General features: G+C 62.7%; 11 protein-coding genes. 5 read left to right on the top strand and 6 right to left on the bottom strand.

Annotated features, from left to right (window positions below):
* From EP237_RS16110 to secA, 4 genes are all read right to left on the bottom strand, one after another.
* Nucleotides 1-1515: a phosphate ABC transporter substrate-binding/OmpA family protein gene (locus EP237_RS16110; RefSeq protein WP_240661671.1), complete on the bottom strand. Its 1515-nt coding sequence runs from the start codon at nt 1513-1515 to the stop codon at nt 1-3.
* Nucleotides 1516-1584: 69 nt separating this feature from the next.
* Nucleotides 1585-2613, bottom strand: coding sequence for a hypothetical protein (locus tag EP237_RS16105; RefSeq protein ID WP_127561930.1), 1029 nt, complete (start codon nt 2611-2613; stop codon nt 1585-1587).
* A gap of 82 nt (nt 2614-2695) precedes the next feature.
* Nucleotides 2696-3514 (bottom strand): hypothetical protein, encoded by an 819-nt coding sequence (locus EP237_RS16100; protein WP_127561929.1) that lies wholly within the window; start codon nt 3512-3514, stop codon nt 2696-2698.
* 24 nt (nt 3515-3538) lie between these two features.
* The gene (gene secA, locus EP237_RS16095) at nt 3539-6256 is read right to left on the bottom strand and encodes a preprotein translocase subunit SecA (RefSeq protein WP_127561928.1); all 2718 of its coding nucleotides are present in this window, start codon (nt 6254-6256) and stop codon (nt 3539-3541) included.
* A 215-nt stretch (nt 6257-6471) separates the two neighbouring features.
* On the opposite strand from secA, the gene EP237_RS16090 reads away from it, so the two are divergent.
* The 4 genes from EP237_RS16090 (at nt 6472) to EP237_RS23710 (ending at nt 9346) form a co-directional block, all read left to right on the top strand.
* Nucleotides 6472-7305, top strand: a complete 834-nt coding sequence (locus EP237_RS16090; protein WP_127561927.1) for a peptidylprolyl isomerase — start codon at nt 6472-6474, stop codon at nt 7303-7305.
* A gap of 19 nt (nt 7306-7324) precedes the next feature.
* Nucleotides 7325-8713, top strand: coding sequence for a bifunctional glutamate N-acetyltransferase/amino-acid acetyltransferase ArgJ (gene argJ / locus EP237_RS16085; protein WP_127561926.1), 1389 nt, complete (start codon nt 7325-7327; stop codon nt 8711-8713).
* Entirely contained in the window at nt 8710-9108 is a 399-nt protein-coding gene (locus EP237_RS16080) for a (deoxy)nucleoside triphosphate pyrophosphohydrolase (RefSeq protein WP_127561925.1), read from the top strand. Before argJ ends, EP237_RS16080 begins: the two co-directional genes overlap by 4 nt.
* 106 nt (nt 9109-9214) lie before the next feature.
* On the top strand, nt 9215-9346 hold the full coding sequence (locus tag EP237_RS23710; RefSeq protein ID WP_276317006.1) for a hypothetical protein: 132 nt from the start codon (nt 9215-9217) through the stop codon (nt 9344-9346).
* On the opposite strand, the gene hemH is transcribed toward EP237_RS23710, so the two are convergent.
* Together hemH and EP237_RS16070 are read right to left on the bottom strand one after the other, a co-directional pair.
* Nucleotides 9343-10383, bottom strand: coding sequence for a ferrochelatase (gene hemH, locus EP237_RS16075; protein ID WP_127561924.1), 1041 nt, complete (start codon nt 10381-10383; stop codon nt 9343-9345). The genes EP237_RS23710 and hemH overlap by 4 nt on opposite strands.
* Nucleotides 10380-11252, bottom strand: a complete 873-nt coding sequence (locus tag EP237_RS16070; protein ID WP_240661670.1) for a methyltransferase domain-containing protein — start codon at nt 11250-11252, stop codon at nt 10380-10382. Before EP237_RS16070 ends, hemH begins: the two co-directional genes overlap by 4 nt.
* 24 nt (nt 11253-11276) lie before the next feature.
* Between EP237_RS16070 and EP237_RS16065 the strand changes: the two genes are divergently transcribed.
* Nucleotides 11277-11999 carry a ComF family protein gene (locus tag EP237_RS16065; RefSeq protein WP_127561923.1) on the top strand — a complete coding sequence of 241 codons (723 nt, stop codon included), beginning with the start codon at nt 11277-11279 and terminating at the stop codon, nt 11997-11999.
* The last annotated feature ends 18 nt before the right edge of the window (nt 12000-12017 follow it).

Below are 12017 nucleotides of genomic sequence, written 5' to 3'. Positions count from 1 at the left end.
TCAGCGCAGCCAGACCTCGACGCGCCGGTTCACCGCGCGCCCCGCCTCGCTGTCGTCGCAGGCCATGGGCAGCGCTTCGCCAAACCCCGCGACCCGCAAGGTGACGCGGTTCAGGTCGCCCTCTTCCGCTGCTGCGATAACCGCCAGCCGCACCGCTTCGGCCCGCCCGCGCGACAGGCGCAGATTGGCCCCGGCACTGCCCTGCCCGTCGGAAAAGCCCACGAAAACCAGCTCGCGCCCGTCAAAGGCCCCCCGTTCAATCGCGCGCGCCAGCCGCGACACTGCAGACAGAGACTGCGGATCAAGCTCTGTCGTTCCCTCCTCGAAACGCAGCGTCGTCGACAGGCGTTCTGCCCCGGCCATGGCGGTGACGAGGCCCTGTAGATCCTCCAGCGAAATCTCCTCACCCGCTGCGGTCACGGCATTCGCCAACCGTTCGCCCTGCGTCGCAAGCGGTTGCAGGGTGATCCCCTGATTGACGAAGCCGAGGCGGCGGATCACCCGGTCAGCGTCCTGGCTTTCAAAAAACCGCATGAAGTCGCGCACCAGTTGCGGCATCCGCCGAGCGGGCAGATACATCAGCAAGGGCGCGGTCAGGGGGTAGTCCTCGGATTTCAGACTGCTGGCCGTGGCGTGCTGCACGAAGCCGCAGGCCCCGCGCAAGGGGACCTGACGGGCGTTTCCAGATCGGGAATAACGACCGACTCCAATAGCATAGGGGTCGCGGGCGACGGCATCCGCCAGATCGGTGGTATCGGTATGGAAGGTGGCAACACTGCCGAGCTCCAGATCGAAAGGCCCCATGATCCGCGCCGCCACGTCCTGCGCATGGCCAGTTTCCGGGTTCATCAGATGCAGCGCAATGGGGGCGTCCGGCCCGCCAAGGGCCTGCCAGTTGCTGATCTCGCCTGCCATGATCCGGGCCAGCTCTTCCATCGACAGCGCATCGACGGGATTGGTCACCGCCACCAGAGGCACCAAAGCATCAAGCGCCAGAACCCGGCTGCGGGCCACCATCGACAGATCGCCCTGATCGGCGGCCTCTGCGGCGTCTGTTTCGGTCTGGTCCGGTTCACGCAGCGCCAGCGCGACGTCGGTGTCGCGATCCAACAGTGCCTGAAATCCGGCATCGGTGGTGGTGGACGTCACGTAGAAGCGGGCGGCGAGGGTTTCATCCTCGCCACGCACAAGGGCGAAGAGAGAGCGGTTCTCGGCAAGGATCTGCCGCCGGACGGTCAGATCGCGCGCAGCAGCGAAGCGTTCGATCAGTGCAGGGAACAATTGCTCGGCAATCACCGGGGCGCCCATGAAGCGCAACTCGGCAACGTAGTTTTCCAGATCAGGGCAACCGGGCCCACGGCAGGTGACGCCCTGCGCATCGACGGTCAACGGGCCGAAGATCGAGTCGATCCGGTAATATTCGCCGTCGAAGCCTATGAGAGTGCCCGACAATTCCACCGATCCGTCGAGCGAACGAAGCTCCACATCCTGGGCGGAGGCGAAGTAGGTCGTCATCAAAATGGAAAGAGCGGCCAAAACGGCCGCCCTGACATGAACAATCATGAAGCGTGGTGCCGGTGAAGATCAGTTTGAGGCAACTCTCAGGTCATGCAGCAGATTTTGCAACACCAGATAGTCGCCCACAGCGTCACAATCGGGCAGGGTGAAGGTCAGCTCGATGACGGCAACGCGCCCGTCTTCTTCCAGTTCCAGGGTCCGGGCCAGCGTATCCTGCCCGCAATTTGCTTCGGTCACCGGGGCCTCGATGGACAGGCGCACATTGCCGTTCCCGTCCAGCGTGTCGCGCGGGAAGGAATAGATCTGCGCCAGCATCGGGTTTTCGACGTCGGCATTGCCTACCTGCATGACAAACCCGCCTTCTCCGGCTACGGCACGGTCCACGCTGCCGGCATGGTCCAGCCAGATATGGCCGGGATCGCCATAGGTGGCCCCGAATTCCATCGCGTGCAGTTCCAACGACCGGTTTTCGTTCCATTGCAGGCCAACGCGATAGTAGCTGTCCAGATCCGGCACCATCGCGAGGGAGGAGTCGCTGGCACCATCGGGCATGCGCACGGTGAAGAAGGCCGGGCTTTCAAAGACCGGCACATCCATGGTCAGCAGACCCATCACATCGGTCCGGCCCGTCAGGTTCAGCCCGGAATGCTCGATGATCACCCGCGAATGGGGCTGGCAGGGGTCCATGATATCCAGTGCCACCATTGCGCCTTCGCTGGCCATCGTGCTGACGGACAGGCCGCAGGGCAGGCCAAAGGGGCTGAGCGGCTGGTCTGTCATGGTGGTCGTCGCTTCCGTAGCCTGAGCCAGTCGCTCGGGCTGCGGCAGGGCGGGCGCCTGTGGCGCCTCCACCGGCAGGACAACCTCCGTTGCGGAAACCTCAATCGGGACGGCCTGCCCCGACGATCCGGTGCTGGAAGACATGAAGACCGTTTCGACCGGCTCCACATCCACATCGCTCTGGATCAGATCCCGCATGGCGGACAAGCTCAGGGGACGAATGTTGGACGAGCGCGCCTCGCTCATCAGGGCACCGAAGGTGAGGGCACCCAATCCGATGGTCGCAATGGCAATAATACGGGGCGAGATATGCATGACGGTCTCCGGGCTCACTACCCGGAAACAATCCCGCTCAATTGGGGCGATATTGCGGAGATGCGGGGGAAATGCAGGGGAATCAGGTGCTGCGGTCGCCCAGGCTGTCCAGATAGGCGGCAAAACTGAACTGACCGGTGACATGGGTCGAGAACGCCTCGAACACTGCCTGCGGATCGAAGGGCGTGTCAGAGCCAAGCAGATGATAGTGCTGCCCGGCCTCGAACCCCGGATCGAGCGGTTCCGAGATCACCGGCTTGCCACAGACATAAGCGCTGAGAAGGCGGGGGGCTTCGGTATAGATGCCGTCCTCGAAATGGATATTGAGAACGGCGCTATGGGCACGGATCATCTGATCCAGATCGTCAAAGAAGGTGCCATCATCGACAATCGTCACCTTGAACCGGTCGATGCCCTGCAACATGCCCTTGCGCCGCTTGCCGCCGGTCCATCCGAAGAACAGGATCTCGTCCCGAGTGGGCGGCGTGTAGGGTTGAGGGGTGGCGGGGAAGATATGCGGGCCAAAGCTCAGCTTGCGGCGGTTCTTCGGCAGCCCAAGCTCTGCGTCATAGAAGGTGGCATTATAGGCTGACAGGTCCAAAACCCGATGCGACCGGCGCACCGCCTTGAGGATGCGTTGCAGGTTGGACCGTTTACGGGACGGCCACAGCGCGGTGCCGCCCGCGTCATAGAGCTGTTCGGTCTGGATGGCGATGCGAAAGCCGGGGCGGGACCAGGCATCGCCGAACTCCTGATGAACACCGCAATAGACCGTGGTGGGCGGCCCGTCACAGGCCGCATCCGGTAACCCGTTCAGGATATCGCGCGCCATCTGGTCCAGAACCGGATGGACCGCCAGGAAAGTCAGGCTGCCACGGGTCCGCTCGAACAGCTCCGCCATGTCAGCCTGCCTGTCTTGCCCCTGTCACAGGCGGCCGTGACAGTGCTTGAACTTCTTGCCCGACCCACAGGGGCAGGCATCGTTGCGGCCGGGATTGCCCCAGGTATCGGGATTGTTCTCGTCGAATCCGGGCGCGGCGTTCGAGTCCGGGTCGGGCCCCGCAGCGGCGGCAGAGGCAGCGTCGGCAGCACCCAGAGCGGCAGCCTGGGTCGCGGCCTGGCGTTCCTGCATCTGGCGCATGATCTCCTGCTGTTGCTCCGGCGATAGAGGCTGAATGCGGCTCAGCTTCTCGGTCACGTCGGCGCGCAGGCCATCGAGCATCATCTCGAACAGCTGGAAGCCCTCTGTCTTGTATTCGTTCAGCGGATCGCGCTGCGCATAGCCCCGGAAGCCCACGACCGAGCGCAGATGTTCCAGCGTCAGCAGGTGCTCGCGCCATTTGGTGTCGATGGTCTGCAACAACAGCTGCTTCTCGATCTGACGCATGTTTTCCGGGCCGAAATCGACGGCCTTCTTCGCCATTTGCTCGTCCGAGGCCTGTGCGATGCGTTCGCGCATCACGTCATCATCAACGCCTTCTTCGTCTGCCCAGGCCTGCACCGGCAGATCCAGCGCCATGGCTTTCTTGATGGCCTCATGCAGCCCGTCCGTGTCCCACTGATCTGCATAGGATCGCGGCGGCATGTAGGTTTCGATGATATCGTCGATCACCTGATGGCGCATGTCGCGAGTGATTTCGTTGATGTCCTCGGCGGCCATGATCTCCAGACGCTGGCCGAAGATGGCCTTCCGCTGGTCGTTCATCACGTCGTCGAATTTCAGCAACTGTTTCCGAATGTCGAAGTTGCGGCCCTCGACCTTGGCCTGAGCGCGTTCCAGCGACTTGTTTACCCAGGGGTGAACGATGGCCTCGCCCTCCTGAAGCCCGAGCGTGGACAGCATCTTGTCGAGCCGTTCGGACCCGAAGATGCGCATCAGGTCATCTTCCAGCGACAGGAAGAAGCTGGACCGGCCCGGGTCGCCCTGACGGCCTGACCGGCCGCGCAGCTGGTTGTCGATGCGGCGGCTTTCGTGGCGTTCGGTGGCCAGAACATACAGCCCGCCCGCGTCCTTGACAGCCTGTTCATCGGCAGTGTGTTCCGCTTCGATCCGCGCGCGGATCTCATCGGGGTGGCTGTCGGGATCGGCGGCGATGGCCTCCATGATCTTGAACTCGACATTGCCGCCCAGTTTGATGTCGGTCCCGCGCCCCGCCATGTTGGTGGCGATGGTGACGGCCCCCAGTTTGCCCGCGTCGGCGACGATCTGCGCTTCCTGTTCGTGCTGGCGCGCGTTCAGGATGTTGTGGGGCAGCTTGGCCTGGGTCAGCATCTGGCCCAGCATTTCCGATTTCTCGATGGACGTGGTGCCGACCAGAACCGGCTGGCCCTTTTCATGGGCGGCGCGGATTTCTTCGACGATGGCTTCGTATTTCTCGCGTCCGGTGCGGTAGACCTTGTCGTCCTCGTCGATCCGGGCGACGGGGCGGTTGGTGGGCACTTCGACCACGCCAAGCCCGTAGATCGACATGAATTCCTCAGCCTCGGTCGCGGCGGTGCCGGTCATGCCGCCGAGCTTGTCATAGAGGCGGAAGTAGTTCTGGAAGGTCACGCTGGCGAGCGTCACGTTTTCGGGCTGAATGCTGACGCCTTCCTTGGCCTCGATCGCCTGGTGCAGGCCGTCGGACAGGCGGCGACCCGCCATCATGCGACCGGTGAATTCGTCGATCAGCACGACCTCGCCACCACGGACGATATATTCCTTGTCCTTGGCAAAAGTCTTGTGCGCGCGCAGGGCGTTCGTGGCGTGGTGCACGATTGTGGTGGACTCAGGGTCATAGAGGCTCTGCCCCTCGGGCAGGATGCCGACCTCCAGCAGTTTTTGTTCCAGAAAATCGTTGCCCTCGTCGGTATAGGTCACCTGACGGGTCTTTTCGTCATGGGTGTAATGCTCATCCTGAATGAACGGCATGACCTCGTTCATCCGGGTGTAGAGGTCGGACCGGTCATCGGACGGGCCAGAAATGATCAACGGTGTCCGCGCCTCGTCGATCAGGATCGAGTCCACCTCGTCGACAATCGCGAAATTGTGACCGCGCTGCGCCATGTCGGACAGGTTGGCGCGCATGTTGTCGCGCAGGTAGTCGAAGCCGAGCTCGTTGTTGGTGGCATAGGTGATGTCGGCCTTGTAGGCCTCGCGCTTTTCGGCATCGGGCTGGCGCGGGTAGACAACGCCGGTGGTCATGCCGAGCGCGGTGTAGACCTTGCTCATCCATTCTGCGTCGCGCTTGGCGAGGTAGTCGTTGACGGTGACGATATGCACGCCCTTGCCGGTCAGCGCGTTCAGATAGGCCGGGAAGGTGGCGACCAGCGTCTTGCCTTCACCGGTCTTCATCTCGGAAATGTTGCCCTGGTGCAGGAAAAGCCCGCCCATCAACTGCACATCGAAGGCGCGCAGACCAAGAGCACGGCGCGCGGCTTCACGACAGTTCGCGAAAGCTTCGGGCAGCAGGTCATCCAGGCTTTCGCCGTTCTGGGCGCGGTTGCGCAGTTCGGCGGTTTTCTCGACGATGCCGGTATCGGTCAGTTTCTCGAATTCCGGCTCCAGCGCGTTGATCTTCTCCACAATGGGGCGAGAGGCCTTGACCTTGCGATCATTCGGGGACCCGAAGACCTTCTTCGCGAGTGTTCCAAGACCAAGCATATGTTTTCCGCCTTCCGCACCATTGTGCCGCGATTTGCAGCCACAATCTGTCAAACCTGAGGTCATCGGGTTGTTCGGCTGGTTGCAGGCGTCTAAAACGACCCCAAGTCAGGCTAGGCCCCGATGCCAAACCAGAAAGGGACATAAGGGGCTGCTGGAAATGTGTCAACGCGGCCGGGAGTCCTTCCCGGCCATCCAACATGGGAATATCTTGAATGACGAAACGAATTCTTGCCGGTGCGGCCCTGTCCGCGCTTATGATCACGCCTGCATTTGCTCAGGACGCAGAAACGGTGCTTGCAACGATCAACGGTCAGAACATCACGCTTGGCCATATCATCGTGGCGCATTCGCAACTGCCCGAGCAGTATCAGGCGCTGCCCGATGACGTATTGCTGACCGGTATTCTGGAACAGCTGATTCAGCAGGAAATCGTGGCCACCGCCGCGCGGGACGACCTGTCCGCCGCCATGCGCCTTGGACTGGAAAACGAAGAACGCGCCTATGTCGCAGCCCTGACGCTGGACGAGATCGCTTTGGCCGAGATTCCGGCAGAAGAATTGCAGGCCGCCTATGACGCCGAGTTCGGCGAAATGGAAGCGGTCACCGAGTACAACGCCTCGCATATCCTCGTGGCGACCGCGGAAGAGGCACAGGCTCTGGTCGAGGAACTTGAAGGCGGCGCGGACTTCGCGGAACTGGCGCGTGAGCATTCCACCGGCCCCTCCGGCCCCAATGGCGGGCAGCTTGGCTGGTTCACCGCCGGCATGATGGTGCCGTCTTTCGAGGAAGCGGTCTTTGCGCTGGAAGTTGGCGAGGTCTCGCCCCCCGTCGAGACCCGCTTCGGCTGGCATGTCGTCATCCTGAATGACAGCCGCGACCAAGCCGCCCCGGCTCTGGAAGAGGTACGGGAACAGCTGGAAGAGGGTCTGCGCCAGGCCCGCGTCGATGCGCATATCGAATCCCTGACCGCAGCGGCCGAAATCGACCGTCCGGAGCTTGACATTGACCCGGCTCTGATCCGCAATCTCGATCTGCTGGACAACTGATTTGCCACAAGGGGCGGGCATGGCCAAAAAAGACAAGAAGGCGAAACACGGCAAGGCAACCGGAGAGGTGGCCGAGCTGAAACGCAAGCTGAACAAACTGCGCAAGAAGCTCAAGGCCGAGCGAGAGGGCGCAGAGGCCAGCCAGCCCGCGACAACACCGGCGCCCGCGGTATCCCCGCTGGCGCCGAAAGACGGGTTTCCGTCGATCCCCCCCATCGAGGGCCTGCGCCTGTCGGCTGTTGCCGCTGGCGTGAAATACAAGGGCCGAAAGGATGTGATGCTGGCGGAACTGACCCCCGGCACCACCATTGCAGGCGTGTTTACCAAGTCGTCCACCCGGTCCGCGCCGGTGCTGGATTGCGAGGCCAAGCTTGCGGCGCTGAAACCCGGCGCGGCCAAAGGCTTTGCCTTTATCGTCAACGCGGGCAATTCCAACGCCTTCACCGGCCATGCCGGGCAGCAGACCGTGGACGAGGTGACCGGATCGCTGGCGCAGCTGATGAACCTGCCCAAGGGGCACGTGTTTTCATCCTCTACCGGCGTGATTGGGCAACCTCTGCCGCCCGAGAAGATCACCCATGCGCTGACCGACCTGCGCGACGGGCTTGCCGAGGGCAACTGGGAAGACGCCGCGCGCGCCATCATGACGACCGACACTTTCCCAAAGGGTGCGGTGCGTCAGGTGGAGCTGGACGGCCAGACCGTGACGATCGCGGGATTCGCCAAGGGATCAGGCATGATCGCGCCGGATATGGCGACGATGCTGGGATATGTCTTTACCGATGCCGCCGTGACCCAGCCCGCGCTTCAGGCGATGCTGAAATCCGGCACCAATGTCAGCTTCAACGCGGTTACGGTCGATAGCGACACCTCGACATCTGACACGGTTCTGGTTGCTGCCACCGGCATGGCTGGCAATAGCCCGATCACATCCGCCCGGACCGAGGCAGGTCGTGCCTTTGCCGCCGGTCTGACCGAGGTTTTGCAGGATCTCGCGCTGCAGATTGTGCGCGATGGCGAGGGCGCGACGAAACTGGTCGAGGTCCGCGTGACCGGCGCGAAATCCGCCCGCGATGCCGACAAGGTCGCGCGGGCAATTGCCAATTCGCCGTTGGTGAAAACGGCGATTGCGGGCGAAGACCCCAACTGGGGCCGGATCGTCATGGCCGTGGGTAAATCAGGGGCGGCGGCGGATCGGGACCTGCTGAACATCCGCTTTGGCGATATCCTCGTGGCCGAAAAAGGCTGGGTCGCGGAAAGCTACACGGAAGAGGCGGGCGCGGATTACATGAAGCGGGACGAACTGGTGATCGCTGTGGATATGGGCCTTGGCAGCAGCGAGGCGACGGTCTGGACATGCGACCTGACCCATCAATACATCACCATCAACGCGGATTACCGGTCGTGAAAACCGTTCTGGTGTCCGCCGTTGCGCTGATCGACCCTGACGGGCGCGTGCTTCTGGCACAGCGCCCCGAGGGCAAGTCGATGGCGGGCCTGTGGGAGTTTCCGGGCGGCAAGGTCGAGCCCGGAGAAACACCCGAGGCGGCGCTGATCCGCGAGCTGCACGAGGAACTGGGCATCGACACATGGGAAAGCTGCCTGGCCCCGCTGACCTTCGCCAGCCACACATATGACGACTTCCACCTGCTGATGCCGCTCTTCGCCTGCCGCAAATGGCAGGGCATCGTGACCGCGCAGGAAGGGCAGCAATTGGCTTGGGTTCGGGCGAATCAATTGCGCGACTACCCGATGCCTCCAGCAGACATTCCCCTGATCCCGATCCTGCGCGATTGGCTCTGAGTGGCTGTTTGCGCCTGCGAAGTATCCGCAAGGATAGCCTTTCCAGTGGTGACATGCCGTCAAGGATGCCTAAACTACCAAGCTTGTTCAGCTTCGGAAGAGAAACATGATCAAGACTATCGTTCTCGGTTCCTGCGTTTCCGTGCAAGGCACTTTCGTTAAGACGCTCGCCAACGGGTTCATAGTCGTGCGGGTCGGCCAGACCGAATTTGCCGGCCGCCCGGTGGTTGCCGCTTAGATCCAGCCAGACAGATTGACGTCGATCACATCCGCCAAGGCAGAGATGTGGGCCGCTTCGTCGTTCAGACATGGGATATAGGTAAACTCTTCCCCGCCCGCCTCTTCGAAGCTTTCCTTGATCTCTTCGTTGATCTCTTCCAGCGTCTCGATGCAATCGGCTGAGAAGGCAGGTGCGATGACGGCGATGCGCTTCTTTCCCGCCTCTGCCAGCCGTGCGACCTCTTCCACCGTATAGGGTTTCAGCCACTCCTCGGGGCCGAATTTCGACTGGAAGGTGGTGACGATCTGGCTCTTGTCCCAGCCTAACCGCTCGCGCAGCAGGCGCGTCGTCTTCTGACACTGGCAATGGTAGGGATCGCCCTGCATCAGATAGCGTTCCGGCATCCCGTGATAGGAGGCAACCAAAATGTCTGGCTTGCTGTCCATGGCCGCATAGGCGCGCTCCACCGATCCGGCCAGCGCATCCACATAGGACGGGTGGTTGAAATAGGCGGGCAGGGTGCGGACGGAGGGCTGCCACGCTTCCTCCATCAATGCGCGGAAGAACTGGTCATTCGCGGTGGCCGAGGTCGCACCGGCATATTGCGGGTAGAGCGGCACAAACAGGATCTTGTCGCAGCCCGCCTCGACCATCGCCCTCACCTTGGACTTGGTCGAGGGATTGCCGTAGCGCATGCAGAAATCAACCATCACGGTGTCGCCGTGGCGCGCCTGCATCTCGGCGACCATCTTGGCGGTCTGATCCTTGGTGATCGTCATCAGCGGGCTTTCGCCCTTGTCGTGGTTCCAGATCGACTTGTAGGCCGCGCCGGAACTGAAGGGCCGCTTCGTCAGGATGATCGCCTGCAGGATCGGCTGCCATTTCCAGGCCGGGTAGTCGATCACGCGCTTGTCCGACAGGAACTCGTTCAGATAGCGGCGCATGGGCCAGTAGCTGTAATCGTCAGGCGTGCCGAGATTGGCGAGCAGAACGCCGATTTTCCCGAACTTGACGGGGGGATGATCGGCGGGGGCGTGCGGCAGAGCTTGGGTCATTCCTGGCCTCTTGTGTTGGGTGCCGGCACGGGCCGGGCGGATTCGTCGAACTCGGTTGTGTCCAGCGCCTCGGCCAGCCTTGCGGCGGCGGATCCGGGGCGAAGCGGTTTCTGCTGGCTGTCATGCGGGCTCCAGCCCGTCAGGAACACCAGTTCAAATGTCGCGGTGATGCGGCCATCTTCCGCCGGATAGCGTTCCGCGTAGATCTGTGCGGCGCGGGCGAAGAGCGCGCGGGGCGGGGTGGCCTTGTGTCGCGCGGCGAGCGCGTTGGTTTCCCCCATATCGCGCAGGTCGCGCAGCAGGTGGAACAGTGTCTGATAGGTCACCCGCTGCGGCAGGCGGTCGGCAACGGGCAACGACAGGCCAGCCCGGCCCAGAAGCCCGCCAAGGTCGCGGATCTCGCCCATGGGGGCCACGCGGGGGGACAAGCCGCCCATGACTTCGCTTTCGGCCTGTGCCAGCGCGGTACGCAGCTCGTTCAGGGTCTCGCCCCCCAGCATCGCCACCATCAGCAGCCCGTCGGGCCGCAGGGCGCGGCGGCATTGCACAAGTTGCCCCACCGGGTCTTCTGCCCAGTGCAGGCCCATCACATGGATCACCAGATCATGCGCGCCGGGGTCGAGCGCCAGAACATCTTCATCGGGCACAATGACAGCATCGGGCAGGAAATCGGCCCACTGGTCTGGAAAAGATGTCACGATCGCAGGCGATGTAAACGTCCTGTTAACGTCGAGCAGTCTTTCCTGCAGCTCGAACCGCGCCTCGTCATGCAGAAAACCCGCCCGATCCAGCCGCGCGCGGGCGCGGTGGCGGGTCAAGGCCTCTTGATCAATCAGCTCGGGCCGGGTCATGTCAGTCTTGGCGGTCATGTCGCAGCAACCTAGGGGGCCGGGATGAAATTGCAAACGGCTGTGAATGCGGTGTTTCCGCCCGATTGCGTCTGTTGCGGTGCGCCGGTCGAGACGGAGTTCGGACTCTGCGCAAATTGCTGGAGCGATACGCCCTTCATTACCGGCCCTTCCTGCGACCAATGCGGCACGCCCCTGCCCGGATCTGACCCGGAACCAGGCCTGCGCTGCGACGATTGCCTGACCATCGCGCGGCCCTGGGACAAGGGGCGCACTGTCTTCACATATTCCGGCAACGGGCGAAAGATGGTTCTGCGCCTGAAACATGGCGACCAGCCCGCGATTGCGCGCGCGGCGGGCAAATGGATGGCGGCGAAGGTTGGGCCATTGATGACCGACAATACCGTGATTGTGCCCATCCCCCTGCACTGGTGGCGTCTGTTCCGGCGCAAGGTGAACCAGTCGGCGTTGCTGGCGCAGGCGCTGGCCAATGAAACACAGGCCTTCTTTGCCCCGGACGCGTTGAAGCGCATTCGCAAGACCGCCAGCCAGGACGGCAAGGGCCGGGAAGAGCGGTTCGAGAACCTGCGCGATTCGATCCATCCGCATCCCAAGCGGGGCCATATTCTGGTGGGCCGCGATATCCTGCTGGTCGACGACGTGATGACCTCTGGCGCCACCTTTGCCGCCGCCGCGCAAGCCTGCCATGAGGCTGGCGCAGAGAACGTTCGCGTGATGGCACTGGCGCGCGTGGCCAAGGATGCCTAACTAGGGGGCCGAACAGGA

The sequence above is a fragment of the Nioella ostreopsis genome, from assembly GCF_004000255.1.
Taxonomy (GTDB): domain Bacteria; phylum Pseudomonadota; class Alphaproteobacteria; order Rhodobacterales; family Rhodobacteraceae; genus Nioella; species Nioella ostreopsis.
This window is presented reverse-complemented; position numbering and strand designations above follow the sequence as displayed.